Below are 26253 nucleotides of genomic sequence, written 5' to 3' on the forward strand. Positions count from 1 at the left end.
TGGTTAGCGTCCTGACGAGGTGGATCGCCGCATTGTCGCGGCGCTCCAGCTCAACGGGCCTCGGCGCCGGACTCGGGCACCGGTCCGCTGCCACCCGAAGCCTCCGCCGACCTGCGGCCCTCGCACGCTCCGCCGTACGAGCGGGCCGACTGGCGCGCCGCCGACGACACCGGGCGAGCTCGAGACCGCCGTCGCCGAGGAACTCGCGGTGGACGGGTGACTGCAGGTCAGCGCGATCGTCCGCCGGACGGCGGTTCTCTGGACTCTCAGGGGGGATCGCTACGGTGACCACGGTTGGAGGTGATCAATCGTGCAGTTGCGCTACCAGTACCGTCTGTACCCTACATCGGGGCAGAAGCTAGCCTTTCAAGGGCGTTTGGGTGTGCACGCGTTGTCTACAACGACGCTGTTGCCGCTCGCCGCGTTGCCTACGCCAACGGCGAGGAGTATCCGAGCAGCACGGTGTTGCAGAAGCGGTTGATCACCGATGCCAAAAAGACCCCAGAACGCGCGTGGTTGAGCGAAGCGCCCGCGCAGATGCTCCAGCAGGCCGTGCGGGACTGCGACCAGGCGTACACGAACTTCTTCGACAGCCTCAAAGGCAGGCGCGTGGGCAGGAAGATGGGTCGTCCGCGTTTCAAGTCCCGCAAGGAGTTCCGACAGGCCATCCGTTTCACCAGGGGCTCGTTCAGCACCGCAAACGGCGAAAAGCTAACGCTCGCGAAGATCGGTGACATCAAGGTCGCGTGGTCGCGAGACCTGCCTTCTGTTCCGTCGTCGGTGACGGTCATCAAGACCGCAGACGACCGGTACTTCGTGTCCTTCGTGGTTGAGGTTGGGGACGAAGCCCTCGAACCTGTTGAATGAACTCGGCATCGACTTGGGGTTGTCGGCGTTCGCCGTAGATGACCAGGGTGGTGTCATCGATAACCCGCGGTTTCTGCGACGCGCGGAACGTAAGCTGAAGCGGTTGCAACGTGCTATGTCCAGGAAGCAGAAGGGCAGTAACAACCGCAATAAAGCCAGGCGTCGCCTGGCACGTCAACACGCCAAGGTTCGGGATGCCCGGCTCGATTGGCTCCACAAGGCAACGACCACGCTGATCCGCGAAAACCAAGCGGTTTATGTGGAGGATCTTGCGGTGTCCGGTCTCGCTCGCACCCGCCTCGCCAAGAGCGTGCACGACGCCAGTTGGGGCACGTTCCGGCGCCTGCTGGGAGAAAAGGCCGCAAGGTACGGACGCGATGTGGTCGTGATCGACCGTTGGTTGCCGACCTCGCAGACCTGCTCCGCCTGCGGGCGCATCGACGGGAAGAAGCCCCTCAACGTCCGGTCGTGGTCGTGCCCATGCGGCGCCGAACACGACGGCGACGTGAACGCCGCTAGGAACATCCTCGCCGCAGGACGTGCGGAGAGGCTAAACGCCTGTGGATCCGATGTAAGACCCCTACCGGGGCAGACGGGGTTGAAGCAGGAACCCACCGAGACGCGCATGCCGTGTAGTAGGAACCCCCCCGTCAGGGAGGGGGAGGACGTCAAATCTGAATGTCATGTCTGCCAGTGCCAATGGCAACTTCGCGTAGGCGGCCGGGATTCCCGTCCTCGACGGCCTCGGAGTCGTGGGGCGGTGCCCACGCTCGCAGCGAACACGCCACCGTCACCGGCATGCTCGAGCGCTCAGCCCTCACCGCCGCCGTCCTGGCGCACTTCGCGTGATCGGTGATCGGGAATGGTGATCAACTGGGTGCTGCTGGTCAGGAGTGTGGTTGCGGACAGGCCGAACATCCGGCGGAACGTGTCGCTGAAGTGGCTCGCCGAGGCGAATCCCGCTTCGGTCGCCGCGGTTGTGACGCTCGCGCCCGATTCGATGGCCGTTCCCACTCTGAGCAGGCGCGCCCATACCCGGAACCGCCGGAAACTGGTTCCCGCGTTCTCCGAGAACAGGTGAAGGAACCGGGAGCGGGACAAGCCGGCCGCCGCGGCGCAGGAGGCGACGTCGTGCTCCCGCTCCGGTGCGGCGAGCACCGCGTCCATCGCCGTGCGGATCCGCGGGTCGACGGCGCAGTTCGAGGTGTCGCCGAGCGCGAGTCGGCTGAACTCGTTCGGGTCGTGCACCTGGGCGAGCATCGCCTGCTCGGCGAGGTGGGTGGCGGCGATCGTTCCCAGCGTCTCGGTCATGCGGCCTCGCACTCCGGTGGCGTGGGCCGATCCGGGATCGAGGTAGTGGAAGAGCATGCGCCCGGCACCGGCCTCGATCCGGTGCGGAACGCGCGCTGGTATCAGGGCGCTCCGGCGGCGCCAGGAACCTTCATCGGGACCGAGGAAGGTGGCTCGTCCCGGCCACAGCCACACCTTCCGGCATTCCGCGGTCGTGGTTGTCATGTTCGCACGACTGCCAGGATCAGGCCGCCGACGGTGATCTCGACTAGGCAGTAGAACCAGTTCGGGTAGAAGCTCGTCGGGGCGTCCAGCAGACGGGAGATCGCCCGGCCGACGGCCATGCCCGCCAGCCCGATCGCGACCGCTGAAGCAGCACCGTCGCGCATCGCGCCGTCGCCCGCGGCGCACCAGGCGAGTACCCCGGCCATCGCCAGGCCGAACCCGCCGTAGACCGCGCGCACCTCGGAACGGCTCACCGCACTCGTGGCCACCAGGCCGAACGGATGCACCAGCGCTGCCGGTGACACGAGCGCGAACAGGCCCATCCCGGCGAAGAACACCGCACTCGCGGCCAACACGACTTCCTCCATCGAACTGGCTCCTCTGGTTTCGGGTGCAGCGGATCGTCACACACCAGCGCTGCCAGGTGCTTCCGAGAACGTGCTGCCAAGCCACAGGGACGGATTACCGCCGTAATCGGGGGACGGAATACGGCGGTAATCCGGGGCCCGGTGTGCCTTGGTTGTCCGGGGTTGCGGGGTCTTCTGGGGTGGGGCTTCGGTTTTGGGTGGTGGGGGAGACCGACTTTGGTTGTACGGGACGGCCCCTAGGGGGCCTCGGGGATGGTTTCCGGGGTGAGACCTGAGGTTTCCGGGCCGCGTTCTCCATAGCGTTCTCAGTGGAATTGATCATGCCGTCCTTCCTCGCGGACCGGCGTGATCCGCCTACTGGAGGGAGACCCATGCACGCCAAGGCAGCCGAGTACCGGGGTGGGCTCGCCGCGTTGTCGGTCAACGCGTCGCTGGACGAGGTGCTCGAACAGGCCGAGCAGCACGACGCGGCGGCGACCACCGCGCTGGAACGGGCCGGGGCGCAGCTGGCCATCGCGGAGGCGTGCAGACGACTGGGGCGGGTCGAGCGCGCGGAACGCGCGTGGCGGGCCAGCTACCGCACCGGCCGCGACGCCGGTGATGCCGCGGCGATGGCCTGGGCGCTGTGGAGCGGCGGAACCCTGGCCCGGCAGCGCGGCCGGTACGTCTTCGCGCACCGGCTGCTCTCCCACGCCGCCGCGACCGCCGAGCGCGGGACCGACCGGATGGCCCGCGGCTACGCCCTGGCAGGTCTGGCCGAAACCGGTCGTGTGCAAGGCGATTTCGCCGGAACCTTGCGGCTGCACGAGCAGCTGCTGGGGGAGGCGCGAGCGGACGGTCAGCCCCGGCACGTCGTGTGGGCGCTGGAGGGGATCGCGCAGATCCACCGGCACCACGGCGACCACGACACCGCGCTGGCCCTGTTCACCGAGGCGTGCGAGATCGCCACCCAGGGCGATGACCAGCGCGGACGGGCGTGGGCGTTGCGCGGCATCGCCGACCTCACCTCGCTGCGCGGGGACGTCGAGCGGGCCCTGGAGCTGCTGGCCGACGCCGAGGAGACCTGCCGCGAGATGCGGTTGGAGGCCGCCCTGGCCTACAACCACAAGATGCGCGGCAACGTCCTCTACCGGGCCGCCCGCTACGCCGAAGCCGAGCAGGTCTACCGGGACACGATCGAGGAGTTCACCCGCATCTCCGAGCCCCGGGGAGAAGCCCTCGCCCGCCTCGGTCTGGTCAAATCCCAAGCGCGCCAAGGCGCTTCACCCGGGCAGGTCGACGCGGACCTGCGCGCGCTGCACACCCGCTTCACCGAGAGCGGCCTGCACCACGCGGCGGACATGGCGCAGGCCGCACACCGCGAACTCGTCGGTCAGGAGAAGCTGGTGACCGCGAGCTGGTAGCAGACCGCGGCGATGGCGACCAGCCCGATGGCGGCCAGCGCGTTCTGCCACCACTTGTTGCGCAGGTCGCCCATCAGGCCGGGTCGGTTGGCCAGCACGAGTAGCAGCACGGCCAGGACGGGAGCGACGACGACGGTCAACGCCTGCGCCGCGATGATCAGCTGGACCGGTGATTGCCCTCGCGCGATGACGGTGACCAGGGCGCCGAAGCCGAGCACGCCCAGGATCCCGGCGCGGACCCGCCACGAGGCGAGCTTGTTGCCGAAGCCGAGTCCGTCGGAGAGCAGTGTGCCGCCCGCGGTGGCGTTGGCGATCATCGCTGAGAGCGCGGCCCCGGTGAAGCCGAGCGAGAAGATGGTCCGCCCGGCCTCGCCGGCGATCGGGGTGAGCACGGCCGAGAACTGCTTGAGCGTGGCGCCCTCCTCGCCGCCGACCCCGGGCAAGACCGCGGCGGCGGCCATGATGACCAGCGCGGTCATGATCCCGGGCGCGACGATGCCGGGGATGGTGTCGGCGATGGTGGTCTCGCGGTACTGCTCGCGGCGAAGTCCTCGCTCACGCGAGGCGTAACCGGCGTAGAACGCGGCGTTGACCGAGAAGTTGGTGCCCACCAGGGCGACGATCAGCAGCCCCACCCCGGACGGGACGATCGGGACCACGGACCCGACGGCGGCCGCGCCCCAGTCGGGCCGGGTCACGATCGCGGTGGCGACGAACGATGCCGCCATGATCGCGACGATGACCAGCACGAGCTTCTCGATGAGCGTGTAGAGCCGTCGCGCGAAGAGGATCCCGACCACCACGGCGGTGCAGGCCAGCGTCCACCACATCGGCGAGCCGCCGAACACCAGCGACAGGCCCAGGCCCGAGCCGACCGCGTTGCCGACGGAGAACATCAGGGTGATGGCGAAGACGCCGAACCCGGCGAGCCCGCCGACCCGGCGGCCGAGGTGCTCCTTGATCGTCTGGACGACGGAGCCCTTCGAGACGAGCGCGATGCGGATGCTCATGTCGGCGTAGACGAGCATCAGCACGGTCGAGACGGCGATGACCCAGATCAGGGAGTACCCGAAGCGGCTCCCGGCCTGCACCGCCGAGGTGAGGTTGCCGGGCCCGAACTGCCAGGCGCCGACGATGAAGGCCGGCCCCATCAGGGCCAGCATCCGCATGATTCGGCGTCCACGGCCGACCGGAGCGGAACCGGAGGTGTCGCTGGGCCCGTTGTTCATCCGGGCGGGTGCTGCGTCGGACATCGTGCTTCCTCACCCCCACGCGGCATTGTCGCGGGGTCGTTCGGGGACGGCATTGTCACCGGACCGGCCGGGTGGCCGGCAAGGGCCGGATGCGCACGCGCACCCGGCCCGCGGGGTGGCTCAGATGAGCTGCGCGGTGCGCAGCGCCTGGACGATCTCCTGCTCGGCCTCGGCGGAGAGGTCGATCAGGGGGGAGCGCACGGTCGCGTTCTCCAGCACCCCGAGCGCCTTGAGCGCCAGCTTGAGGGCAACGGTGCCCTCCATGTGCGAGCCGCGGTGGTAGACGGCCTTGGTGACCGGCAGCAGCCGGTCGTGCACCGCGCGGGCGGCCGCGTAGTCCTGGGCCTTGCCGGCGGCGATGAGCTCGAGCAGCGGTTCGGGGGCGATGTTGCCGTACCCGACCAGCAGCCCGTCGACGTCGAACATGGTGTGCAGCAGGTACTCGTCGTGGCACGACAGGATCTGCAGATCGGGGTTCTCCCGCCGCAGCACCGGGATCTCGGTGTCCCAGCGGCGCATGTTGCGCACGCCGTTCTTGGTGGCGAAAACGCCCGGCTGGGCGGCGATCTCGAGCTGGGTCTCGAGGTCGTAGTTCGCCTTGGTGACGTCCGGGTACTGGAAGAGGATGCAGGGCAGGCCCGCCTCCTCGTAGATCGCGCGGTAGCGCTCCTGCGGGGCGCCCTGCTGGTAGCCGAACCGCAGCCAGCCGTGCGAGGGGTACACCAGCGCTGCCTGGGCTCCGGCGGCGACCGCGCGCTTGGCCTCCTCGACGGCCACGTGCGTGCCTTCGCCGGTGATCCCGGCGATGACCGGGACGTCGACGGCATCGACCAGCTGGGAGATGGTGGCGACCTGCTCGTCCTGGGTCAGGAAGGTCCCCTCGCCGGCGTGGCCGAGCACCACGAGGCTCTTGACGCCGTCGTGGCCGGCCAGCCACTGGCCGAGCTTGGCCATCGCCTGGTGGTCGACCTCGCCGTCCGGCGTGAACGGGGTGACCGGAGCGGGGTTGAGGCCGCGGAGATCGAGAGACATGCCTGGGACTCCATTTCTGGGAACGGTCGCGGGAACGTTCCCAGAACCATGCGTCACGACTCGCCGGGTGTCAAGACCGATCCCGGGAACGTTCCCAACTTCCGGTAGGCTCCGGGTCGTGGTGACGATTCTCGATGTGGCCCGGGCGGCCGGGGTCAGCAAGTCCACGGTCTCCCGCGTGCTCGACGAACGCCTTCCGCGCTCCACCAACGCGACCGCGGAGCGCGTGCGCGAGGTCGCGGCCGAGCTCGGCTACGTCCGCGACCCGCTCGCCTCCGGCCTGCGCCGCTCCGGGACCAGCACGGTGGGGGTGATCGTCCCCAGGCTGACCGACACGGTCATGGCGATGCTCTACGAGGCGATCACCGAGGTCGCGGCCGGACGTGACCTGTTCACGGTCGTGGCCACCACCGAAGACCTGCCCGAAGCGCAGGACAAGGCCGTGGAGTCGCTGCGGCGGCGCAGGGTCGACGGGCTCATCCTCACCACCGCGCGCGTCGGCGAACCGGTCGACGTCGGCAAGACCTCCTACGCCCTCGCGCTCCGCACGGACGGCAGCAGCCCGGCCGCCATCGGCGACGACCGCCTCGGAGCGCAACTGGCCACCCGGCACCTCATCGACCTGGGGCACCGCAGGATCGGCTTGGTCGGCGGACCCGCGTACGCCTCGAGCGCCCGAGGACGCGCGGAGGGCTACCAGGAAGCGCTCGACAGCGGCGAGATCGGCTTCGACCCCGCGTTGGTCGCCGGTGACGCGTTCTCGATCGAGGCCGGCGAGATCGCCGGGCGTGCGCTGCTGGACCGCCCGGACCGGCCGAGCGCGGTGTTCGCCGTCAACGACAACACGGCGATCGGTGTGCTCGCCGCCGCGCACGCGCTGGGCCTCGAAGTGCCTCGGGACCTGTCGATCGTCGGCTACAACGACATCCCGGTGGTCAGCAGGCTGCCGGTCCCGCTCACCACCGTGCGGGTGCCGTTCCGCCAGATCGCCGCCGACGCGCTGCGCCTGCTCCTCGACGACGGGCAGGGCGGCGGCGAAACCCTGGTCAGCGCACCGACTCTCATCCCGCGCGGCTCCACCGCCGCTCCCCGGTAGCTGCGGGGCCACGCGCCCGGGCCGTAAGGTCGCGGGGTGGGTTCGGGGACTGTGCCGGTGACGCCGGTGCTCGGTGGAGTTGTCGCGCTGCTGTTGGTCGTGGCCGCTGCGGTGGTGTGGCTCGGCGGGATCGGCCGGCAGTGGGCGGTGCTGCGCGCCGGGGCGCGCGGGGCGGTGCAATTGCTGCTGGTGTCGCTGATCATCACCTACGTGGTGCGGTGGTCGTGGCTGGTCGCGGTGTTCATCGTCGTGATGTTCGCGATCGCGGTGCGCACGGCGGGACGGCGCATCACGAGCGATCGGACCTGGTGGTGGGCGGCCGCGCCCATCGCCGTCGGTGTCGGCCCGGTCGTGGCCCTGCTGCTGGCGACGAGAGCCGTGCCGCTGACCGGGTTGGTGCTGATTCCGCTGGTGGGGCAGTTGATCGGGGGAGCGCTCACGGCCACGGCGCTGGCCGGTCGCCGACTGCTCGACGAGCTGGCGCAGCGCCGCGGGGAGGTCGAGGCGGCGCTGGCGCTGGGGCTGTCCGGGAGGGACTCCCGCCTCGAAATCAGCCGCCCCGTGGCGGGAACCGCTCTCGTGCCGGCCCTGGACCAGACCCGCACCGTCGGCATGGTGACCCTGCCGGGCGCGTTCGTCGGAATGCTGCTGGGCGGTGCCGATCCGGTCCAGGCGGCCGTGGTGCAGCTGTTCGTGCTGATGGGGCTGCTGGCGGTCGAGGCGATGGCGATCGCAGCGGTGCTGGAGATCGTCGCCCGCGGCCTGGTGACCCGGCCGACCGCGCAGCAGCCCTGATCGCTCGGCCCGTCCGCGCCGCCATCGCCGACGGAGTCGACACCTTCCTCCGCGCCTACAGCTGAACCCGGTGGAACGGCCGCGCGATCGACGGGAATGCCCAGGTGGTGGCGCGGTGTTCTGACGGGTAGTGGTTCGAGGCGGGGAGGTCGAGATGACTGACGCGATGGACGCCTACTCGCGCACCGTCAGTTCGGTCGCCGCCGCGATCACGCCGAGCGTGGCGAGCTTGCGCACCCGCGGCGAGTGGGGTGAGGCCAAGGGCTCGGCGGTGGTGTTCACCGACGACGGATACCTGCTGACCAACGCGCACGTCCTCGGTGGATCGAGCGAGGCGACCGCCGATTTCGCCGATGGCACCAGCGGCGAGCTGACCGTCGTCGGATCCGATCCGCTGTCGGACCTGGCGGTGGTGCGGGTCGACGGTCAGCACCCGAGGCCGGTCGAGCTCGGCGACAGCGACCAGCTGGTCGTGGGTCAGCTGGTGGTCGCGGTGGGCAATCCGCTCGGGCTTACCGGGTCGGTCACCGCGGGGGTCGTCAGCGGCCTGGGCAGGTCGATGCCGTCGGGCGGCGGTCGTGCCGCGCGGGTGATCGAGGACGTCATCCAGACCGACGCCGCGCTCAACCCGGGCAACTCCGGCGGGGCGCTCGCCGACGCGCGAGGCGTCGTCGTCGGCATCAACACCGCCGTGGCCGGAGTCGGCGTCGGACTCGCGGTCCCCATCAACTCGACCACGCGGCGCATCATCTACTCGCTGATGCGTTCCGGCCGGGTCCGCCGCGCCTACCTCGGCCTGGTCACCACACCCGCTCCGCTTCCCGAAGACCTGGCCGCGCGCCTGGACCAGCGCACCGGCCTGCGCGTGGTCGACGTGATGCGCCGCAGCCCGGCCGACCGGGCCGGCCTGCACCCCGGAGACCTCGTGCTGACGGCCGCGGGCGAGCCGGTCCGCAACGCCCAGGGCCTGCAACGGCTGATGTTCGCCGAAGCCATCGGACGACCCCTGCAGATCACGGTCACCCGCAACGGCGCGATGGTCGACGTCATCGCAGAACCCACCGAACTCCAAGACACATCGGCATGAGCGCACCAGCCGTGGGCGAGCAGGAGTGATCGGTTCCGCCGTCAGCGGAAATCGGGGGAGTGGCGGCTCGATCGATGTCAGGATTGGCGCATGGGCGATGTCGTCGACTTCCAGCAGAAGCGCGAGGCCAGGCCTGAGCCGCTGTGGCGCGAGGAGCTCGGCCGCACGCTGCGCACGACCAGGGAGGACCTCGGTGACCGGCTCGTCGACGTCGCCGAGCGAGCCGGTGTGTCGCCGCAGTACCTCTCGGAGGTCGAACGGGGCCGCAAGGAGCCGTCGAGCGAGATGATCGCCGCCATCACCGGCGCTCTCGGCATCGAGCTGCCCGACCTGCTCATCAACATCGCAGGCGACGTCCGCCGCACCCGCGGTGCGGCCCACCCAGCGGGCCCCGTCCTCATGGCGGCCTAGCCGTCGGCTACACCGGTGGCTGGAAGCCGCCGAGCTGCTGTTCGAGCAGTTCCGCCAGCCGCAGGGTGGTGCGGTCCTCGAACATCGGGCCGATGAGCTGCACGCCCACCGGCAGACCTCCGGGCGACCGGCCCGCGGGAATCGCGGTGGCGGGCAGTCCGGGCATGGTCGCCAGACCGGCCCAGACGAGCTGGTCGAAGAACGGGTGCTCGACGTCGTCGATGTCGAGCCGACGTTCCAGCAGATCAGGGTTGTGGTCGTGCGGGAACGCGGGAGTCGGCGTGACCGGGCACAGCACGGCATCGAACTCGGTGAACAGCTGCCGCCAGCCGTGGCGGTGGAGCTCGCGGCGGTTGGTCACCTCGATCCAGTCGCGGTGGCTCAACACCATCCCGCGCAGCCGTGCCGCGTCGAGGCCCTGGTCGTCCGGGTCCAGAGCGGCTGCGCGGACCTGCAGCTGCTCGTAGGCCGCGACGGGGAAGTGCGCCGAAGAGCCGGAGAACAGCAACTGCGTGTAGAGCGACGCGGCTTCGGCCAGATCGGGCAGCAGGCGACTGCGCCGTTCGACGCGGGCCCCGCTGGCGACGAGCGCATCGGCCACCCGGTTCACGCCCGCTCGCACCGCGGCCCCGGTCGCGAGGAGCGGATGCTCGTCGAGGACCAGAACCCGGAAGTCCCCGAGAACCTCGTGGCGCGGCGGCGGCAACGTCACCTCGTGCGCCACGCCCAGCGTCAGCGGGTCCGGCCCGGCCATCACGTCGAGCAGCAGCGCGAGGTCGCTCGCCGTGCGGGCCATCGGACCGACGACGGCGAGGTCGAACTCGACCGGCAACGGCGGGGCTGGCGGAGCCACCATGCCGCGGGTGGCCGCCAGTCCGAGCGTCGGCTTGTGCGCGTAGACGCCGCAGAAGTGCGCCGGCGTGCGCAGCGAACCGGCGAGGTCGGAACCGATGGACAACGCGCCGAACCCGCACGCCAGGGCCGCGGCCGATCCGCCGGAGGAGCCGCCCGAGGTGCGGTCGTGGTCCCACGGGTTGTTGGTGGTGCCGTAGATCTCGTTGAAGCTCTGCAGGTCCTGCAGGCCCAGGGGCACGTTGGTCTTGCCCAGCACCACCGCGCCCGCGTCCTTGAGCCGCGACACCTGCACCGCGTCCTCGACCGGCACGAAGTCCCGGTGCTGCGGCATGCCCCAGGTCGTGGGCAGCCCAGCCACGTCGTAGGACTCCTTGACCGTCACCGGAACGCCCAGCAGCGGCCGATCCTCGCCCCGCCGGAGCGCCCGGTCGGCCTGGCGCGCAGCCTCCCGGGCGCGGTCGAAGTCGCGCACGCAGATCGCGTTGATCACCCCGTCATCCCGTTCGATCGCAGCGATCGCCGCCTCGGTCAACTCCACCGAGGACACCTCACCAGCGCGCAACGCGGCCAACAGCTCTCCGGCCGACCGAAGGTTCCACTCCATGGTCCCGACGCTAGCGGCCCGCCGCCGGAGCCATAAAATCCTTTCTCCCGCAAGGGAAAACGCTCGGGAAGGCCTCCTCTCAACTCCGCTCGTCCAGGACGTGGTCGGCCAGGCCGTAGGCGACGGCCTCCTGCGCGTCGAAGACGCGGTCGCGGTCGGTGTCGTGCCGCAGCGTCGGGACGTCGCGGCCGGTGTGCTTGGACAGGATCTCCTCCAGCTGGGTGCGGACCCGGACGATCTCGTCGGCCTGCAGGATCAGGTCCGGGATCGCGCCCCGTCCCTGCGCGGCGGGCTGGTGCAGCACCACCCGCGTGTGCGGCAGCACGGCGCGATGGCCCGGAGCCCCGGCCGCGAGCAGCACCGCGCTGGCCGCGACCGCCTGGCCCACGCAGGTCGTGGCGACCGGGGCCTTGATGTAGCGGATGGTGTCGTAGAGCGCCAGCATCGCCGACGGGTCTCCGCCCTCGGAGTTGATGTAGAGGTTGATCTCCCGGTCGGGGCTGTCGGCCTCCAGGTGCAGCAGCTGGGCGATCAGCGCGTTGGCGACGCCCGAGTCGATCGGCGTGCCGAGGTAGACGATGCGCTCGGCGAGCAGGTGCGAGTAGACGTCCATGATCCGCTCGCCGTTGCCGCTGCGGGTGATCACGTTCGGGATCGTGTAGCTGCTCATGCCCGGACCCCCGTTTCCGCGTTGAGGCCCATCGGTGTGCGCGTGGGCATCACCTGGCCCAAGCCCTCGACGATGTGGTCGACGAACCCGTACTCGCGGGCCTGCTCGCTGTTGAACCAGCGGTCGTGCAGCGAGTCGGCGAAGACCCGCTCGACGGGTTGGCCGGTGTCCTCGGCGATCAGGCCGAGCACCGTGTCCCGCGTGTAGCGCAGGTCGTCGGCCTGCACCTCCACTTCGACGGCCGAACCGCCGATGCCCGACGAGCCCTGGTGCATCAGGATCCGGGCGTGCGGCAGCGCGAAGCGCTTGCCGGGCGTGCCCGCCGACAGCAGGAACTGCCCCGCGCTGCACGCCAAACCGAGCGCGAGCGTGGACACGTCGCACGGCACGAGCCGCATCACGTCCCGGATCGCCAGCATCGACGGCACCGAGCCGCCGGGGGAGTGGATCCACAGCGCGATGTCCTTGCCCGGATCGGCGTGGGCGAGCGAGAGCATCTGCGTGATCAGCACCGTGCCGTTGTCGTCGTCCAGCGGTCCGTCGAGCACCAGAACCCGCTGGCTGAGGAACTTCTCGCGAAGCCGGTGGTCGAACATCGGCTGCTTCTGGTCATCGCTCATGCCCCCACCCTGCCGCCGAACGCCCGGGTCCGGCGCCCCATGCTGCCCACAGCAGATCCGCCCTCAGCAGCGCGGTGGGAGCAGTGCCGCGCGGCCGTGGGTGGTGAAGGGCTGTTCCCACTCGTCGCGGGCGGCCGGTGTGAGGAGGCGGTAGTCGGGGCTGGGGCCCGGGCGGTGGTAGACGGGGTCCTCGGTCCGCCAGGCCGCTCGGCGCAGGGGAGCTTTGGCCGTCTTGTTGCTGGCCGTGGTGGGGATGTCGGCGGTGATGCGGACGAAGCGGGGGACCCACTTGGTGCCCAGGTCGGGCTGAGCGGACAGGAATTCGGCGAAGGCGTCCGGGTCGAAGTCACCTCGGAGCTGGAGGGCGGCCATGACCTGGTCACCGGTGCGCGGATCCGGCACCGCGTAGACGGCGACCGCCTCGACGGGATCCCAGCGGTGGAGGACGCGTTCCAGGGAGGCTGCGGCGAAGTTCTCGCCGTCGACGCGGAGCCAGTCGGCGGTGCGGCCCGCGAAGTAGAAGTAGCCGTCGGCGTCGCGGTAGGCGAGGTCGCCGGTCCAGAAGTCCTCGCCCCGAACGCGTTCCGCCTGCGCTTCCGGGTTCCGGTAGTAGCCCTCGAATGCCCCGGCCCGGTCGACGGCGACGATCTGCCCGATCGCCTCGTCGGCGTTGAGCAGGCGCCCGTGCTCGTCGAACTCCGCCGGCGGGCACTCGCTGCCGGTGTCCTCCCGCAGCACGCGGACATCAGCGCCACCGACCGGCAACCCCAGGGAATCCGGCGGGCTTTCGGGAGTCCGGTTGATCCGCAGCACGCCTTCGCTCATGCCGTAGCCCTCGGACACCTGGCAGCCGAAGCGCTCGGCGAACCGCTGCGCGTCAGCGGGCGAGGCCTCCGTGCCCATCGCGAGCTGCAGGGCGCTGCACCGGTCGTCCGGGCCTTCGGGCTGGGCGAGCACGTAGGACAGGGTCCGGCCCACGTAGTTCACGAAAGTCACGCCGTAGCGGTGGATGTCGCGGGCGAACCCGGAAGCGGAGAACTTGCGAGCCAGGCACACCGTCGACCCGGCGTGCATCGCGGGAGCCAGGTTCATCATCGCCGAATTGCCGTGGAACAGCGGCATGCACAGGTACGACACCGAATCCCGGGTGAGCTCGGTGCGCGCCGCCAGCGATTCCGCCAGCGCACCGAGTCGCCCCTGCGAGCAGATCACCGCTTTCGGGGCGTCGGTCGATCCGGAGCTGAACAGCAGCAGCAACGTTCGTGCCGCATCCGGCAGTCGTGCCGGCAGCTCCTCGTCGACCAGGTCGAGGTCGTCGCAGTCGATGTTGAGCACCGCCGCCCCGTGATCCAGCCCGTCGAGCAGCCCCGCCAGCCGGTTCTCGGTGACGATGAGATCGCAGTCGGTGTGCCGGATGTCGCGGGCGAGACCGGACCCGCGCCGCGTCGGGTTGATCCCGACCACCACCGCGCCCTCCAGCGCGGCGGCCACGATCCAGAACACGTAGTCCGGCACGTTCTCCAGCAGCACCCCGACGTGCCGCACGCCGCGCCTGCGCAGCAGACCGGCGCGCCGCGACCCCTCTGCCACGACCTGCGCCCAGGTCCACACCTGGTCGCCGAAGCGCAGCCCGACCCGCTCGTCGCGGGCGCGCGCGTGCACGATCTCGGCGAAGGTCCTCACGATCCGGCCAGGTCCTTGCCCCGGGTCTCCGAGACCAGCAGCACGGAGACGATCGAAATGCCGACCGCACCCACGATGATGCAGCTCAGCGGCAGGCTCGAGCCGCCGGTGCTCGCCACGAGGGTGGCGGCGATCATCGGCGTGAAGCCCGCCCCGATCAGGCTCGCCATCTGGTACCCCAGCGACACACCGGTGTAGCGGACGCGGGTGCCGAACATCTCCGACAGCATCGGCGCCAGCGGCGCGTACATCAGGTTCTGGAAGACCTGGGCGATGACCAGAGCCGCGATCATCGCCGGCACCGTCCGCAGCTCCAGCAGGGCGTACATCGGGAACGCGAACAGCACCGCGCCCGCGGCGCCGATCAGCAGCACCCGCCGCCGCCCGAGGCGATCAGACAGCGCCGAGAAGAGCGGGATGCCGATCAGCCCGGTGAGGCTGATCAGCAGGTGAGCCCGCATGATGTCCGGCAGGTCGTAGCCGAGGCCCTTGGCGTAGGCGACGCTGTGCGAACCGATCAGCGCCGTCATCGCGAACGGCCCGATCCCCGCAGCGCAGGCCAGCAGCACCGCGCGCGGTCGCCGCAGCACCCGCAGCAGCGGCAGCGGCTCCCGCTCGCCGGCCTTCTCCATCGCCTGCCGGAACAGCGGGCTCTCCACCACGCTCAACCGCACGTACAGCCCGATGATCAGCAGCACGGCGCTGGCCAGGAACGGGATCCGCCAGCCCCACGAGACGAAGTCCTCCCGGGGCAGCAACGTCACCAGCGCCACGGCCCCGTTCGACAGCAGCGAACCGAGCGGCGAACCGGCCTGCATGATCCCCACCCAGGTGCCGCGACGTCGCGCATCGGCGTGCTCGATGACCATCAGCGCAGCCCCGCCGTACTCGCCACCGACCGCGATGCCCTGCACGCAGCGCAGCAGCACCAGCAGCACCGGAGCGGTCAGCCCGATCGAGGAGTAGGTGGGCAGCACGCCGATGAGCACGCTCGCCACGCCCATCAGCACCATGCTTATGACCAGCGCGGACTTGCGCCCGAGCTTGTCGCCGAAGTGCCCGAACACCAACCCGCCGAGCGGCCGCGCCACGTACCCGGCCGCCAACGTCCCGAACGCGGCGATGGTGGACACCGCGGGACTCGAACCCGGGAAGTACAGCGTCCCGAACACCAGCGCCGCCATCGTCGAGTACAGCAGGAAGTCGTAGTACTCGATCACGGTGCCCAAAAGCCCGGACAGGGCCACCTTCCGCACTTCGCGGGTGCGACCGACCGCCTCCGAAACAGGAACCGACTCCGGCATCGCCATTGGCACACCCGCCTCATCCGAACCAAGCGCTTGCTAGGCAAGCTACGTCGCCGGTCAGCCCAGGTCAAGAACGGACAACTTGGTCGCGCAAGGCGAAACGCGCCAGAGCTCCCCGGGTCTCACGCGATAATGGGCGGCATGCCGAACAACGCGCGCACGGTGCTCGGGGCGGGAGCGGCGGTGTGCCTGGTGCTCACCGCCGGGGTGTGGGCGGGCGGTTGGTGGCTCGGCGACATCGCGTTGCTGCCCGACCAGGGCGCTTCCTGGTACTACTGGAAACTCCCGGAACCCACGTTCTGGACCAGGGCGTCGGCGTGGTCCGGGTACGCGGCACACCAACTGGTCAGCTGGGGGCTGATCTGCTACGCGCAGCGGCGCGTCCGCGACTGCACCGGCGGACTGCACCCGGTGAACGTCGTCGCGCTAGCGGCCAACCTCGGCTTCATCGCGCTGCACGAGCTGCAGACGCAGGTGTTCTACGACGGACTCGCGCAGGACGTCTCCATCTTCTCGTCGCAGGGTTCGGTGATCCTGCTGCTCATCGTTGTGCTGGTGTTGGAAAACCGCCGCCGGGGCATGTTCTTCGGCAGGCCGGCCCCGATCTCCGCTGAGGTCACCGCGTTCTTCCGCAAGTACCACGGGTACCTGTTCAGCTGGGCGGCGATCTACACGTTCTGGTACCACCCGATGGAGACCACGAGCGGCCACCTGATCGGTTTCGCCTACATGTTCCTGCTGCTGCTGCAGGGCAGCATCTTCTTCACCCGGGCGCACACCGACCGCTGGTGGACGTTGACCCTGGAACTGCTGGTGGCCGTGCACGGAACGCTGGTGGCGGTGATGAACTCCGGGCCGGGCGGAATGTGGCCGATGTTCCTGTTCGGATTCCTCGCGGTCTTCGTCATCACGCAGATGCACGGCCTGGGCCTGTCCAAGCGCACCCGGTGGACGTTGGTCGCCTTCCACCTCGGCGCGGCGATCGCGGTGTACTCGACCCGGTCCTTGCTGGAACTCGACGAGATCGTGCGCATCCCGCTGATCGAATACCTCGTCGTAGCGGTGCTGGCGATGCTGACCTGGCTCGGACTGCGGGGCCATAGGCTGATCCGCGGGCCGGAGCAGCAGCGCGAGACCGCGGAAACCCGGTGATCCGGAGGGCTAGTCGGAGGTCCAGAGGGTGTCGAGGGTGTGTCTGCCGGTGGGGATCGCTGAGCGGCCGGCTGGGGTGGGGGCGGGGTGGCCCAGTGCGATGCCGGTGCGGACCTGCCACGGGGCGCTGAATCCCGCGAGAGCGGTGACCCGCTCGACGTTGTCGTCCGGGAAGAACGTCACCGGGCACGAACCGAGGCCGAGCGCGTGCGCGGCCAGCATGATGTTCTGGGCCACCCGGCCGCCGTCGAACTCGGCGTCGCCCCAGCTGTGGTCGAGGGCGAGCAGCAGCACCACGGGCGCCGTCCGCAGGTGCACCGCGTAGGCGCCGCAGCGGCTCAGCTCCGCGCGCGTGGCCGGATCCCGCACGGTGTGGAACCGCCAGGGCTGGCGATTGCGCGCGGACCCCGTCCACCGCGCGGTCTCCAGCACCTGCCGCAGCACGTCGTCGCCCACCTCGTCCTCGGTGAACCACCGGGTAGCCCGCAGCGATGCCAGCGCTCGGAGTCCATCGACCATGCAGCCGACACTATCGGCCCGCGTCGTCGCTGATCAGAGGAGCCCGGCGGTCGGGCGCACCGCCTGCGGCGTTCTGGTTCGAGGGTGGTCGGCCGGTGCTGGGGGAGGGGAAGGTGCACCGGCCGACCTGGAACCGCTCGGCGCGGAGTCAAGCCGAGCGGTTCCAGGTTCAGGGACGGGTCGTCATCCGTCCGCTGCCCTCGCCATCCGCAATGCCGCTTCATAGCACTCCGGACAGGTCGACCACAGCCATGCGAGCTCGGAGTTGTCCGCGACTTGATCGGTCTTGCCGCACAACGTCGTCACAGCGGTCCCCGTCGGATAGGCCAGCGCGCCGTCCGGCCGCCGATCCGTGCTCGCGTGCCGCGACGAGTTCGCCGGCACCCAGTGGAACTGGTACATCGCAACCCCCAGGCGGTTCCGTGTTGATCGTGTCAAGACCAGAATCGGCGTCTACTAGGCACTGATCAATTACCCGATGGTGGAATGGATATACCAGGTCAACGACCATACGATCTGTCTCATGCCTGTAGACGTGAGCGCGGTGACGCCCCGAGCGCGGGCGCTCGCCGCTGCGATCCGAACGGTCCGGGAAGAAACCGGGATCAGTGGACGAGAACTGAGCAGACGACTCGGAATGAGCCACGGGACGATCTCGCACTGGGAAACCGGCCGACGGGTGCCGACGCCGGAGGATGTGGCATCGCTGCTCGCGGTCGCCGGGGTGACAGGGGAGGAGAAACGGCGACTCGTCGACCTCGCCCGACATGCGAGTGAACCGAACTGGCTCACTGTTGGCATACCTGGTGTTCCGCACCAGCTCGCGGGAGTGGTGGAGTGCGAACGTGCCGCGTCGGCTGCCATTGAGTGGTCGCCGATGGCCGTACCCGGACTGCTGCAGATCACCGAATATGCCCGCGCCGCTTCCGTCGCAGCGGGCTTGCCGCCGAACGAGGTCGAGACCAGAGCGATGGTGAGAGCGTCACGGCGCGAGGTGCTCACCCGAAGGTCTCCGCTGCGGCTGCACGCCTTGATCGGTGAATACGCGCTCCGCGACCAGATCGGTCCCTCCGAGGTCATGGCCGATCAGCTCGCGCACCTCCGAGACATGGCCAGCCGGGACAACGTGACGATCCAGGTGGTTCCCTCGCTCGTCGGCTGGCACCCAGGGCTGGTCGGTCCGTTCGTGCTCTACGAGTTCCCCGATTCCCCGGCGACGGTTCACTTCGAGCACTACAGCTCTGGCGCCTTCGTCGTCGATGTCGTTGATGTGCAGGAGTATCGACAAGCAATCGGTGCGATCGGCAAGCTGGCTCTGAGCCCTGAAGCTAGCGCGGAGCTCATAGGCAGGATCGCCGAGGAGAAAGGGATCGAGAGATGAGTGAGATCCAGGGTTGGCGGAAGTCCTCGCACAGCCACCCGAACGGGAACTGCGTCGAGGTCGGTCACGTGGTCGGCTGGCGGAAGTCCAGCTTCAGCCACCCCAACGGAGACTGCGTCGAGGTGGGGGACTTGTCCGGCCACGCCGCGGTGCGTGATTCGAAGGTGCCGGACGCGGGGCACCTCACCGCAACGCCGTCGCAGTGGCGGGCGTTCATCGACGCGGTCAAGGGCGACCGGTTCGTGCGGTGAGGGCGTCGCTTCGGACGGTGCCGATCTGACTACGGACAGCTATTTCGGCTGAAGCAGACCTTCTGGGCAACGTGCGAGGAGCGGATTCGTCGTGAATCGTTGTGGCTGGGCTCTCGACCTGGCGCGTCGTCCCGACTAGACAGACACCCAGGACAAGGACGACGGAACAACGAGGTTCAGCCATGTCGGACTCCGTGCAGCACGCTGCGGGCGCTGGGCGCACTCGGGACGAGCGGCGGCTGCTGGCCAGCACGCTCGTCGGGACGACCATCGAGTGGTACGACTTCTTCATCTACGCGCAGGCCGCGAGCCTGGTGTTCGCGCCGCACTTCTTCGCGCCGCTGAGCAATGACGCGCCGGGGGTGGCCAGCTTGCTGTCGCTGGCGACGATCGGCATCAGCTTCCTGTTCCGGCCGCTCGGGGCCGTGATCGCCGGCCGGTTCGGCGACCGGCTCGGGCGCAAGGCGATGCTGGTGATGACGCTGATCATGATGGGTTCGGCGACGGCGCTGATCGGGCTGCTGCCGACCTACGCGCAGATCGGTGTCGCCGCGCCGATCCTGCTGATCGTGCTGCGCATCCTGCAGGGCTTCTCCGCTGGTGGGGAGTGGGGCGGCGCGGCGCTGATGGCGGTCGAGCACGCGCCCAAGGGCAAGCGCGGGTACTTCGGCTCCTACCCGCAGACGGGTGTGCCGCTCGGGTTGATCCTGGCCACCGGCGTGCTGTGGGTGATCAGCTCCTCCACCAGCGAGGAGCAGTTCAACTCGTGGGGCTGGCGGATCCCGTTCCTGGTGTCGGTGGTGCTCATCGTGTTCGGCTACCTGGTGCGCCGCCTCGTCGAGGAGAGCCCGGTCTTCAAGGAGCTGCTTGAGCGCAAGGCCTACTCCTCGGCGCCGCTGACGGAGCTGTTCCGGAGCAACACCCGCAACGTGGTGCTGGCCGCGCTGATCTTCATCGCCAACAACGCCGCCGGATACCTGGTCATCGCCTACTTCCTCAGCTACGGCAAGACCCTCGGGCTGTCCCGTCCTACGGTGCTGCTGGCGACGATCGTCGGCGCAGTCGGGTGGCTGGTGTTCACCGTGCACTCGGGCGCGCTGTCCGACCGGATCGGGCGGGTGCGGACCTTCCAGATCGGCTACGCGGCGGTGTTCGTGTGGATGCTGCCGATGTTCCTGATGATGGAGACCGGCAGCGGCGTGATGTTCGCGCTGGCCATCGTCGTGCTGTCGTTCGGCATCGGGCTGTCCTACGGGCCGATGTCGGCGATGTACGCCGAGATGTTCCCGGCCAGGGTCCGCTACTCCGGCGTCTCGATCGGCTACGCCTTCGGCGCCATCCTCGGCGGTGCCTTCGCGCCGACCATCGCCCAAGCCCTCACCCAGGCCACCGGCAGCGCCTACTCGGTCGGCGCCTACATCATGGCGCTGAGCGTCATCTCCTTCGCCGCCGTCACCGCCGTGAAGGAACCCAGGGGAGCGGACTTGAACTCCTGATCCCGGGCGGGGTCGAACTTCGCGAGATCCCACCCGCGGGGCGGGTTCTCGCCGTATCGTCACCGTGATCGCGGGACGGACGACGGGAGCTGCGCTGTGGCGCGAGTCGAGGAGCGGGACGGCGATGCCGCGCTGGAGGTGCTGCGGACGGAGCTGGCGCGAGCGGACGCCGCGATCGCCCGGACCGACACGAAGGCGAGCGTGCTGCTCGCGGTGTTCGGCCCGATCGTGACGGTGGGCGCTGCGGCGGTCCAGCGGATCCCGCTGCCCGCCACCGGGCGGGCGGTGCTGTGGTGCGCGCTGGTGCTGTTGCTGCTGGCGGTGCTGCTCCTGCTCGCCGTGGTGCGACCGCACCTGCGCGGCAGCGGTTTCCACAACAGCAGGCGGATGACCGACGAGGAGATGGCGGGTTTCGTCGAGAGGATCGTCGACGACCCGCAGCGCTGGTACCGGCAGCAGCTGCTCACCATCTCCCGGCTCGGTGCGACGAAGTTCCGCAGGGTGCGGCTGGCGACGTTGCTCATCGGCGCTGGCGTGATCACGGCGGTGCTGGCGGTGGCGTCATCGCAGTGGTGACGCCACCGCCGGAACTTCAGCGCGGGAGGTTGTCGCCCTCGTGGTTGATCGCGTTGCGCGCGATTTCCAGCGGGGCCCAACCCTTGTCCGTGGTGAACGGGCCCCCGTTGTCACCGTGGTGCCAGTACCGGAGGCAGAAGTCGCCGTCGCGGACTTCCCGGATGGCCTGGTGGTCGATGTTCTTCGGGCTCGTGCAGTCCGGATCGCCGTTGTTGTTCAGGTCTTCGTCGAACCCGTACTTCTGGTGCGCCCAGTAGCCCTCGTCGATGGCCCGGTCGTAGGCCACCGTCGTGTCCTCTTCGGACCCGACCAGGCTCCAGTCGATCCCCTCGGCCCACGGGTCGTCGAACCCCCGGTCCTCGGCACCGTCCTTCGACTCGTGCAGCTTGCTGATGAAACCCGACCCGCCGTCTTGGGCGCGCGTCATCTGCCACCACTGGTGGGTGCAATCGGCCGGGTCCGAGCACGGGTCCTTGGTGATCCCGCCGTGCGGGGTGCCGAGCGTGACGACGTCCTCGACGTCCACCTTCGGCGGGAAACCCTCCCACTTCTCGCGGGTCCCGAGGATCGCGACGCGGCTGACCAGACCGCCCATCGAGTGGGCGACGACGTCCACCGACTGACCCTTGCTGGTGTAGTCGGAGTAGATGTGGTTCGCGAATTCCTCCGCGATGTCCTGGATCGGCGTCTCGTTGTCGTTGTTCGCCTTGCCGTCGACGTACTCGGCGCAGCCCGAGTCGTCCTGGTAGTAGCCGATCGTCCGCGCCGACCGGCCGCTGAACTCGGCCTTCGCGTCCGCCCACAGCTCGTCGCAGTGCGCGTCGGCGCCTTCGTTGTAGCCGTGGACCAGCAGCACCGGCTTGGAATCGGCAGCGGCCGGTTCAGCCGAGGCCGCTGCGGGCGCGCTCGCGCAGAGACCCGCGGCGAGAGCCGCCGCGGACAACCGCCGCCACAGGTGATCGCTCATCGAACATCATCCCCCAGGTTGACGTTCGATCAACGCTAGGGCGATCTCGACCGCCCCGCAATCCGATTTCCGGGGCATCGAGGACCAGAATTGCTCGCCCTCAGCGACCCGTCCACTCGTCGTAGAACGCGGGGAGCTCGGAGGCCCGGCCGCGGAACTCCGGATCGCGCTTCTCGGTGAACGCCGCGACGCCCTCCGCGCCGTCGCCGATGCTGGTGTGGAACATCGCCAGCGAGTCGATCCGGTGCGCCTCGCGGGGGTGGTCGAGGGCGCTGTTGCGGCGCATCATCTGCCGCGTGAGAGCGGTCGCGACCGGCGACTTGCCCTTGGTCCAGGCGTCGGCGAGCTCCAAGGCGGAATCCAGCAGGTCATCGGGCTCGTGCACGGCGTCGGCCAGGCCGGCCTCCGCCGTCGCGGCGGCGTCGAGGACGTCGGCCCGGTAGACGAGGTCGAGCGCCTTCGACATGCCCACGATGCGGGGCAGGAACCACGTCGAGGCGGCCTCGGGCACGATGCCGAGCCGGCCGAAGACCAGGCCGAACCGCGCCTTGCTCGACAGCAGCCGCGCGTCCATCGCCAGCGTCATCGTCGCGCCGATGCCGACGGCGGCGCCGTTGATGGCGGCGATGACGGGCTTGCGGCAGTCGTGGATGGCCAGCGTGACCCGCCCACCGGTGTCGCGGACGCGGCGCAGCTCCGGGGAGGAGAGGTCCTGCATGTCGGCCAGCGTCGGAGACTTGGACTCGTCGAGGCCGAAGACGTTGCCCTCGCTGCTGAGGTCCATCCCCGCGCAGAACGCCCGGCCCGCCCCGGTCACCACGACCGCGCGGACCGAGTAGTCGTCGTTGACCTGAACGAACGTCTCCTCCAGCTCGTCGGCCATCGTGGGCGTGAAGGCGTTGAGCTGGTCGGGGCGGTGGAGCGTGACGACGAGTACGCCGTCGGTGACGTCGTGGCGGATGGTGCTCAGTTCCACACTCGTCTCCTCGTGGTCGGGTCGTGGACCCTGCGCAGGCCGGATCGTTCACCGATGTTGGCACAGCCGTGCGCGGAATCGACGTGGCCCTGATCACGAGAAGCGGTTCAGCTCTTCCGCGAGGCCTGAGCGGGTACCCGCTCCTCCTCCTCCTCGTCTTCGGTCTCGTACTCGTCTTCGAAGTCTTCGCCCTCGTCCGTCTCTTCTGTCCCGTCGGCCTCGTCTTCCTCGTCGAGCGCTTCCTCGTGGGTTTTGACGACCTCCTCGTCGCGGATCTCGCCGCGCCAGCCCTCGACCTCCTCCTGGTCGAGGATGGTGCGCGTCATCATGTGCCGCTTGATGTGCTTGAAGTCCGACCGCACGCGTCGTCCCTGCGCCCGCCACAGGTTCGCGGTCTTCTCGAAGAAGCCCTGCGGGTAGTACTCGCAGACGAGCAGCACGCGCGTCATCGTCGGAGCGAGCTCGTGGAAGGTCACGGCACCGTCGACGTACCCCTTGGCGCCGGTCGACTTCCACACGATCCGCTCGTCGGGGACCTGTTCGACGATGGTGGACTCCCAATCGCGGTGGGAGAAGAAGATCTGCGCCCGCCAGGTGATCTTCTCGTCGGACTCCTGCTCGACCTTCTCGACCTTCCTGGTGAAGCTGGGGAAGTCCTCGAACGTGGTCCACTGGTTGTAGGCGACGCGGAGCGGGATCCCGACGTCGAACTCCTCGATGATGTTGACGACCTTCGCGTCGCTGCTGCCCCCACCTCCGCCTCCGCCGACGGCTTGCTTGACCTTGTCCTTCGCGCCGGCGATCCCGGCGCCGAGAGCGGCCTTCATCGGTGACTTCCCCTCGGCGAGGTCCTTGGCGCCGGTGAGCGCTGCGGTCAGGCCGGAACCGCCGTTGTCGGCGACGCTGGTCAGCCTGTCGGTGAGGTCGGTGACCTTGCCGGTGGCCGAGCCGACCGCCCGGGAGACCACCGCTTCGAGGAGTTCCTGCCCGGCCTCCTTGAGGCGGTCGAGCGGGAGCTCGTCCGTCAGGCTCTTGTCGCGCTGATCGGTCTCAGCCATCGTTCCCACCTGACCTGCGGTTCGATCCGCTGGACGAACCCGCCGCGGCCTTCTTCCTCGGGGCGGAGGGCTTGCGCGGTGCGCGAGCCCGCGTGCCCGGCTCGGCCTGCTGGTCGTCCGCGGTTGATGAGCGCTTCTCCGAAGACTCCGATTCCGGTTCGTCCTCGCTCGAGGTGCGCTTCTCCGAAGACTCCGATCTCGGTTCGTCCTCGCTCGAGGTGCGCTGCTCCGGAGTCTCCGGGCCCTCCGAGGAGACCTCCCCGTCGTCCTCGGCTTCCGATGAATCCGACTGCGGGGAGCGGATTTGAGCGGCGCGTTCGGAGAGGTTGTCGCTCAGGGACTTGATCTCGTTGCTCGCGGCGGCGACGGCTGCCGTCCTGGCCGCTTCGGCGAGACGGTCGCGGAGCGCGCCGCCGAGCTCGCCGGAGGGGGCCACCGCTCCGCCGGCCTTCGCCAGCAGCTCCTTGGGATCGCCCATGCGCCGCCCGAGGACGACCCCGCCGACCATGAGTGCCAGTTTCATCCGGCGGCTGCGACCGAGCGCGTAGCCGATCGCCACTGCCGTCGCGATCTGAGGTCCCTGCTTCATCCCGACCTCCTGCGAGGAATTCCTCGGGCTGCGAAGTGCAGTCCGAGTCAGACGTACCCCCGGACGGGTGCGTGCACACATCGACACCGAAAATCGTCCAGGTGCGGGCCGCCATGATGTTGGCGCTGGTCAACCGCATGATCGCGTGACGCGGCCAAGAGAGGTGCCCGCGGACGAACCTAGGAGCGCGCTGCCGCGGTTCGTAGAGTCGAATTCCTCTTCTCCGTCGGAAACCCCTCGACCAAGGCTGGACACGAGCGCGGACCGCGCCTGCCACCGCGCGAGAGCGAGGGGATTCGACGATGGCCGACAGGGACGAGCAGCCGGAAGAAGGCCGATACGACGCTGAGCTGGTGGAAGCCGGCGTCGAGGGCGAACAGGTGTCCGGGGGAGAGGCGTCCGGGGACGGGCACAAGGACGGGCACAAGGACGAGTACCCGGACGTCTACCTGGACGTTCCCGTCGTCAAGGTCGACGAGATCAGCCTCGAGGTGGAGAACCTGCGCGCCCGGGTGTCGCTGCAGGCCGAAGTCCTCGACCTGCTCAAGCTCAACGTCGGCGTCGACGCCGAGCTGGGGCGCGTCGCGCTGCAGATCAAGGGCGTGGAGGCGCAGGCCCTCCTCAAGGTCCGCCTGGACAACGTCGCCAAAGTGCTCGACCGGGTCCTGACGACCATCGACCGCAACCCGCAGATCCTGGAGAACCTCACCCAGAGCCTGGGGCGCGCCGTGGAGGACGTCGGCGAGGGCGCGGGCTCGGCCGTCAAGGACGTGGGCGCGGGTGCCGGAGAAGCCGTCGAGGACGTCGGCGAAGGTGCCGGTTCAGCGGTGAAGGACGTGGGCTCCGGCGCCGGGAGCGCGGTGGAGAGCGTCGGCGAGGGCGCGGGCTCGGCCGTGGAGGACGTCGGCGAGGGGGCCGGATCGGCTGTGAAGGACGTGGGGTCGGGTGCCGGTTCGGCCGTGGAGGACGTGGGGTCGGGTGCCGGTTCGGCCGTGGAGGACGTGGGGTCGGGTGCCGGTTCGGCCGTGGAGGACGTGGGGTCGGGTGCCGGTTCGGCCGTGGAGGACGTGGGGTCGGGTGCTGGTGGTGCGGTGGAGGATGTCGGCTCGGGTGCTGGTGGTGCGGTCGAGGATGTCGGCTCGGGTGCTGGTGGTGCGGTCGAGGATGTCGGCTCGGGTGCTGGTGGTGCGGTGGAGGACGTGGGCTCGGGTGCTGGTGGTGCGGTGGAGAGCGTCGGCGAGGGGGCGGGGGAGGCCGTCGAGGACGTCGGGGAGACCGCCGAGCAGGCGGGCAAGGGCGCGCGCGAAGTCGTCGGCGGCGGAAGTGACGGCGACGAGGACGATTCGGACGAGGAACGCCCTCGAAAGCGCCGCACGACGAGCGGTTCCGATCGCAGGACGCGCAGCAGCAGCCGCGATTCCTCATCGCGTCCGTCCAGAAGGGAGCGACGCCGATGACCCCCGAGGACGAACCGGACGTGACCTTCACGAGCTCGGTGCGCGCGGAGGAGATCACCTTCTCCGAAGCGCCCGAGACCAGCGTCGAGTTCTCCGGGGACGCCGACGACCGATCCACCTCCGGGAGCGACCGGACCAACCTCCCCGACCCGGTCCGCGAGGACGAGACCTACCGCGACGTCCAGGTCGACTACCGGATCGAGGCCCACCTCGACCCGGACGCCGGCTGACGCGGCTCCTGCCGGTGCGCGGGCCCCGGTTCGTG

29 protein-coding genes are annotated in these 26253 nt (G+C 69.6%); 14 read left to right on the forward strand and 15 right to left on the reverse strand.

Annotated elements, in window-relative coordinates; all coding sequences use genetic code 11:
* The first annotated feature begins 300 nt into the window (after positions 1 to 300).
* Together R4I43_RS31615 and R4I43_RS31620 are read left to right on the forward strand one after the other, a co-directional pair.
* On the forward strand, positions 301 to 867 hold the full coding sequence (locus tag R4I43_RS31615; protein WP_324269425.1) for an RNA-guided endonuclease InsQ/TnpB family protein: 567 nt from the start codon (positions 301 to 303) through the stop codon (positions 865 to 867).
* Between the two features lie 19 nt (positions 868 to 886).
* Positions 887 to 1723, forward strand: coding sequence for an RNA-guided endonuclease InsQ/TnpB family protein (locus R4I43_RS31620; RefSeq protein ID WP_324269426.1), 837 nt, complete (start codon positions 887 to 889; stop codon positions 1721 to 1723).
* Here the strand turns inward: R4I43_RS31620 and R4I43_RS31625 are convergent.
* Both R4I43_RS31625 and R4I43_RS31630 read right to left on the reverse strand, forming a co-directional pair.
* The gene (locus tag R4I43_RS31625) at positions 1678 to 2382 is read right to left on the reverse strand and encodes an AraC family transcriptional regulator (RefSeq protein WP_324269383.1); all 705 of its coding nucleotides are present in this window, start codon (positions 2380 to 2382) and stop codon (positions 1678 to 1680) included. The genes R4I43_RS31620 and R4I43_RS31625 overlap by 46 nt on opposite strands.
* On the reverse strand, positions 2379 to 2750 hold the full coding sequence (locus tag R4I43_RS31630) for a DUF4345 domain-containing protein (RefSeq protein WP_324269384.1): 372 nt from the start codon (positions 2748 to 2750) through the stop codon (positions 2379 to 2381). Before R4I43_RS31630 ends, R4I43_RS31625 begins: the two co-directional genes overlap by 4 nt.
* Before the next feature lie 371 nt (positions 2751 to 3121).
* Here R4I43_RS31630 and R4I43_RS31635 point away from each other — a divergent pair, with 371 nt between their 5' ends.
* Complete coding sequence (locus R4I43_RS31635) at positions 3122 to 4153, forward strand: tetratricopeptide repeat protein (RefSeq protein WP_324269385.1); 1032 nt, start codon at positions 3122 to 3124, stop codon at positions 4151 to 4153.
* Here the strand turns inward: R4I43_RS31635 and R4I43_RS31640 are convergent.
* Both R4I43_RS31640 and R4I43_RS31645 read right to left on the reverse strand, forming a co-directional pair.
* The gene (locus tag R4I43_RS31640) at positions 4123 to 5406 is read right to left on the reverse strand and encodes an Nramp family divalent metal transporter (protein WP_324269386.1); all 1284 of its coding nucleotides are present in this window, start codon (positions 5404 to 5406) and stop codon (positions 4123 to 4125) included. The genes R4I43_RS31635 and R4I43_RS31640 overlap by 31 nt on opposite strands.
* Before the next feature lie 120 nt (positions 5407 to 5526).
* Complete coding sequence (locus R4I43_RS31645; RefSeq protein WP_324269387.1) at positions 5527 to 6438, reverse strand: dihydrodipicolinate synthase family protein; 912 nt, start codon at positions 6436 to 6438, stop codon at positions 5527 to 5529.
* 118 nt (positions 6439 to 6556) lie between these two features.
* Between R4I43_RS31645 and R4I43_RS31650 the strand changes: the two genes are divergently transcribed.
* The 4 genes from R4I43_RS31650 to R4I43_RS31665 all read left to right on the forward strand — a co-directional run bounded on the left by R4I43_RS31650 (position 6557) and on the right by R4I43_RS31665 (position 9827).
* Complete coding sequence (locus tag R4I43_RS31650) at positions 6557 to 7534, forward strand: LacI family DNA-binding transcriptional regulator (RefSeq protein WP_324269388.1); 978 nt, start codon at positions 6557 to 6559, stop codon at positions 7532 to 7534.
* A gap of 36 nt (positions 7535 to 7570) precedes the next feature.
* Entirely contained in the window at positions 7571 to 8329 is a 759-nt protein-coding gene (locus tag R4I43_RS31655) for an ABC transporter permease (RefSeq protein ID WP_324269389.1), read from the forward strand.
* Positions 8330 to 8483: 154 nt separating this feature from the next.
* Positions 8484 to 9416, forward strand: a complete 933-nt coding sequence (locus R4I43_RS31660; RefSeq protein WP_324269390.1) for a S1C family serine protease — start codon at positions 8484 to 8486, stop codon at positions 9414 to 9416.
* A gap of 90 nt (positions 9417 to 9506) precedes the next feature.
* Complete coding sequence (locus R4I43_RS31665) at positions 9507 to 9827, forward strand: helix-turn-helix domain-containing protein (RefSeq protein ID WP_324269391.1); 321 nt, start codon at positions 9507 to 9509, stop codon at positions 9825 to 9827.
* 7 nt (positions 9828 to 9834) lie between these two features.
* Here the strand turns inward: R4I43_RS31665 and R4I43_RS31670 are convergent, their stop codons facing one another.
* The 5 genes from R4I43_RS31670 to R4I43_RS31690 all read right to left on the reverse strand — a co-directional run bounded on the left by R4I43_RS31670 (position 9835) and on the right by R4I43_RS31690 (position 15569).
* Complete coding sequence (locus R4I43_RS31670) at positions 9835 to 11286, reverse strand: amidase (RefSeq protein WP_324269392.1); 1452 nt, start codon at positions 11284 to 11286, stop codon at positions 9835 to 9837.
* A 79-nt stretch (positions 11287 to 11365) separates the two neighbouring features.
* Positions 11366 to 11956 (reverse strand): ClpP family protease, encoded by a 591-nt coding sequence (locus R4I43_RS31675; RefSeq protein WP_324269393.1) that lies wholly within the window; start codon positions 11954 to 11956, stop codon positions 11366 to 11368.
* Positions 11953 to 12576, reverse strand: a complete 624-nt coding sequence (locus R4I43_RS31680; protein WP_324269394.1) for a ClpP family protease — start codon at positions 12574 to 12576, stop codon at positions 11953 to 11955. Before R4I43_RS31680 ends, R4I43_RS31675 begins: the two co-directional genes overlap by 4 nt.
* 63 nt (positions 12577 to 12639) lie before the next feature.
* Complete coding sequence (locus tag R4I43_RS31685) at positions 12640 to 14259, reverse strand: AMP-binding protein (RefSeq protein ID WP_324269395.1); 1620 nt, start codon at positions 14257 to 14259, stop codon at positions 12640 to 12642.
* The gene (locus R4I43_RS31690; protein ID WP_324269396.1) at positions 14256 to 15569 is read right to left on the reverse strand and encodes an MFS transporter; all 1314 of its coding nucleotides are present in this window, start codon (positions 15567 to 15569) and stop codon (positions 14256 to 14258) included. The genes R4I43_RS31685 and R4I43_RS31690 overlap by 4 nt, the downstream gene beginning before the upstream one ends.
* A gap of 138 nt (positions 15570 to 15707) precedes the next feature.
* On the opposite strand from R4I43_RS31690, the gene R4I43_RS31695 reads away from it, so the two are divergent.
* Positions 15708 to 16718, forward strand: a complete 1011-nt coding sequence (locus tag R4I43_RS31695; RefSeq protein ID WP_324269397.1) for a hypothetical protein — start codon at positions 15708 to 15710, stop codon at positions 16716 to 16718.
* A gap of 9 nt (positions 16719 to 16727) precedes the next feature.
* Here R4I43_RS31695 and R4I43_RS31700 read toward each other — a convergent pair whose 3' ends face one another.
* Together R4I43_RS31700 and R4I43_RS31705 are read right to left on the reverse strand one after the other, a co-directional pair.
* Positions 16728 to 17237, reverse strand: a complete 510-nt coding sequence (locus R4I43_RS31700) for a nitroreductase family protein (RefSeq protein WP_324269398.1) — start codon at positions 17235 to 17237, stop codon at positions 16728 to 16730.
* Between the two features lie 183 nt (positions 17238 to 17420).
* Positions 17421 to 17639, reverse strand: a complete 219-nt coding sequence (locus tag R4I43_RS31705; RefSeq protein ID WP_324269399.1) for a zinc finger protein — start codon at positions 17637 to 17639, stop codon at positions 17421 to 17423.
* A 121-nt stretch (positions 17640 to 17760) separates the two neighbouring features.
* Here R4I43_RS31705 and R4I43_RS31710 point away from each other — a divergent pair, with 121 nt between their 5' ends.
* The 4 genes from R4I43_RS31710 (at position 17761) to R4I43_RS31725 (ending at position 20941) form a co-directional block, all read left to right on the forward strand.
* Positions 17761 to 18618 carry a helix-turn-helix domain-containing protein gene (locus tag R4I43_RS31710; protein WP_324269400.1) on the forward strand — a complete coding sequence of 286 codons (858 nt, stop codon included), beginning with the start codon at positions 17761 to 17763 and terminating at the stop codon, positions 18616 to 18618.
* Complete coding sequence (locus R4I43_RS31715) at positions 18615 to 18869, forward strand: DUF397 domain-containing protein (RefSeq protein WP_324269401.1); 255 nt, start codon at positions 18615 to 18617, stop codon at positions 18867 to 18869. The genes R4I43_RS31710 and R4I43_RS31715 overlap by 4 nt, the downstream gene beginning before the upstream one ends.
* Positions 18870 to 19051: 182 nt before the next feature.
* Complete coding sequence (locus tag R4I43_RS31720) at positions 19052 to 20365, forward strand: MFS transporter (RefSeq protein ID WP_324269402.1); 1314 nt, start codon at positions 19052 to 19054, stop codon at positions 20363 to 20365.
* 96 nt (positions 20366 to 20461) lie between these two features.
* Positions 20462 to 20941 carry a Pycsar system effector family protein gene (locus tag R4I43_RS31725; protein ID WP_324269403.1) on the forward strand — a complete coding sequence of 160 codons (480 nt, stop codon included), beginning with the start codon at positions 20462 to 20464 and terminating at the stop codon, positions 20939 to 20941.
* A 16-nt stretch (positions 20942 to 20957) separates the two neighbouring features.
* Here the strand turns inward: R4I43_RS31725 and R4I43_RS31730 are convergent, their stop codons facing one another.
* The 4 genes from R4I43_RS31730 to R4I43_RS31745 all read right to left on the reverse strand — a co-directional run bounded on the left by R4I43_RS31730 (position 20958) and on the right by R4I43_RS31745 (position 24531).
* A complete protein-coding gene (locus R4I43_RS31730; protein WP_324269404.1) occupies positions 20958 to 21908 on the reverse strand; it encodes an esterase/lipase family protein in 951 nt (316 codons plus the stop codon).
* A gap of 100 nt (positions 21909 to 22008) precedes the next feature.
* Positions 22009 to 22884, reverse strand: coding sequence for a crotonase/enoyl-CoA hydratase family protein (locus R4I43_RS31735; protein WP_324269405.1), 876 nt, complete (start codon positions 22882 to 22884; stop codon positions 22009 to 22011).
* A gap of 107 nt (positions 22885 to 22991) precedes the next feature.
* Positions 22992 to 23942 (reverse strand): SRPBCC family protein, encoded by a 951-nt coding sequence (locus R4I43_RS31740; RefSeq protein WP_324269406.1) that lies wholly within the window; start codon positions 23940 to 23942, stop codon positions 22992 to 22994.
* Positions 23935 to 24531, reverse strand: coding sequence for a hypothetical protein (locus R4I43_RS31745; protein WP_324269407.1), 597 nt, complete (start codon positions 24529 to 24531; stop codon positions 23935 to 23937). The genes R4I43_RS31740 and R4I43_RS31745 overlap by 8 nt, the downstream gene beginning before the upstream one ends.
* A 302-nt stretch (positions 24532 to 24833) precedes the next feature.
* Between R4I43_RS31745 and R4I43_RS31750 the strand changes: the two genes are divergently transcribed.
* Positions 24834 to 25988, forward strand: a complete 1155-nt coding sequence (locus R4I43_RS31750) for a collagen-like triple helix repeat-containing protein (RefSeq protein WP_324269408.1) — start codon at positions 24834 to 24836, stop codon at positions 25986 to 25988.
* Complete coding sequence (locus R4I43_RS31755; protein ID WP_324269409.1) at positions 25985 to 26218, forward strand: hypothetical protein; 234 nt, start codon at positions 25985 to 25987, stop codon at positions 26216 to 26218. Before R4I43_RS31750 ends, R4I43_RS31755 begins: the two co-directional genes overlap by 4 nt.
* Positions 26219 to 26253: the final 35 nt, after the last annotated feature.

The organism is Saccharopolyspora mangrovi (genome assembly GCF_035320975.1).
Classification (GTDB): domain Bacteria; phylum Actinomycetota; class Actinomycetes; order Mycobacteriales; family Pseudonocardiaceae; genus Saccharopolyspora; species Saccharopolyspora mangrovi.

Bases quoted from the DNA above. Each gene is read 5' to 3' on its own strand.
- R4I43_RS31745 (WP_324269407.1), bottom strand. From the start codon at position 24,531: ATGAAGCAGGGACCTCAGATCGCGACGGCAGTGGCGATCGGCTACGCG.
- R4I43_RS31660 (WP_324269390.1), top strand. From the start codon at position 8,484: ATGACTGACGCGATGGACGCCTACTCGCGCACCGTCAGTTCGGTCGCC.
- R4I43_RS31665 (WP_324269391.1), top strand. From the start codon at position 9,507: ATGGGCGATGTCGTCGACTTCCAGCAGAAGCGCGAGGCCAGGCCTGAG.
- R4I43_RS31710 (WP_324269400.1), top strand. From the start codon at position 17,761: ATGCCTGTAGACGTGAGCGCGGTGACGCCCCGAGCGCGGGCGCTCGCC.
- R4I43_RS31680 (WP_324269394.1), bottom strand. From the start codon at position 12,576: ATGAGCGATGACCAGAAGCAGCCGATGTTCGACCACCGGCTTCGCGAG.
- R4I43_RS31675 (WP_324269393.1), bottom strand. From the start codon at position 11,956: ATGAGCAGCTACACGATCCCGAACGTGATCACCCGCAGCGGCAACGGC.
- R4I43_RS31645 (WP_324269387.1), bottom strand. From the start codon at position 6,438: ATGTCTCTCGATCTCCGCGGCCTCAACCCCGCTCCGGTCACCCCGTTC.
- R4I43_RS31640 (WP_324269386.1), bottom strand. From the start codon at position 5,406: ATGTCCGACGCAGCACCCGCCCGGATGAACAACGGGCCCAGCGACACC.
- R4I43_RS31730 (WP_324269404.1), bottom strand. From the start codon at position 21,908: ATGAGCGATCACCTGTGGCGGCGGTTGTCCGCGGCGGCTCTCGCCGCG.
- R4I43_RS31755 (WP_324269409.1), top strand. From the start codon at position 25,985: ATGACCCCCGAGGACGAACCGGACGTGACCTTCACGAGCTCGGTGCGC.
- R4I43_RS31625 (WP_324269383.1), bottom strand. From the start codon at position 2,382: ATGACAACCACGACCGCGGAATGCCGGAAGGTGTGGCTGTGGCCGGGA.
- R4I43_RS31690 (WP_324269396.1), bottom strand. From the start codon at position 15,569: ATGGCGATGCCGGAGTCGGTTCCTGTTTCGGAGGCGGTCGGTCGCACC.
- R4I43_RS31670 (WP_324269392.1), bottom strand. From the start codon at position 11,286: ATGGAGTGGAACCTTCGGTCGGCCGGAGAGCTGTTGGCCGCGTTGCGC.
- R4I43_RS31720 (WP_324269402.1), top strand. From the start codon at position 19,052: ATGTCGGACTCCGTGCAGCACGCTGCGGGCGCTGGGCGCACTCGGGAC.
- R4I43_RS31630 (WP_324269384.1), bottom strand. From the start codon at position 2,750: ATGGAGGAAGTCGTGTTGGCCGCGAGTGCGGTGTTCTTCGCCGGGATG.
- R4I43_RS31700 (WP_324269398.1), bottom strand. From the start codon at position 17,237: ATGGTCGATGGACTCCGAGCGCTGGCATCGCTGCGGGCTACCCGGTGG.
- R4I43_RS31740 (WP_324269406.1), bottom strand. From the start codon at position 23,942: ATGGCTGAGACCGATCAGCGCGACAAGAGCCTGACGGACGAGCTCCCG.
- R4I43_RS31715 (WP_324269401.1), top strand. From the start codon at position 18,615: ATGAGTGAGATCCAGGGTTGGCGGAAGTCCTCGCACAGCCACCCGAAC.
- R4I43_RS31705 (WP_324269399.1), bottom strand. From the start codon at position 17,639: ATGTACCAGTTCCACTGGGTGCCGGCGAACTCGTCGCGGCACGCGAGC.
- R4I43_RS31750 (WP_324269408.1), top strand. From the start codon at position 24,834: ATGGCCGACAGGGACGAGCAGCCGGAAGAAGGCCGATACGACGCTGAG.
- R4I43_RS31635 (WP_324269385.1), top strand. From the start codon at position 3,122: ATGCACGCCAAGGCAGCCGAGTACCGGGGTGGGCTCGCCGCGTTGTCG.
- R4I43_RS31695 (WP_324269397.1), top strand. From the start codon at position 15,708: ATGCCGAACAACGCGCGCACGGTGCTCGGGGCGGGAGCGGCGGTGTGC.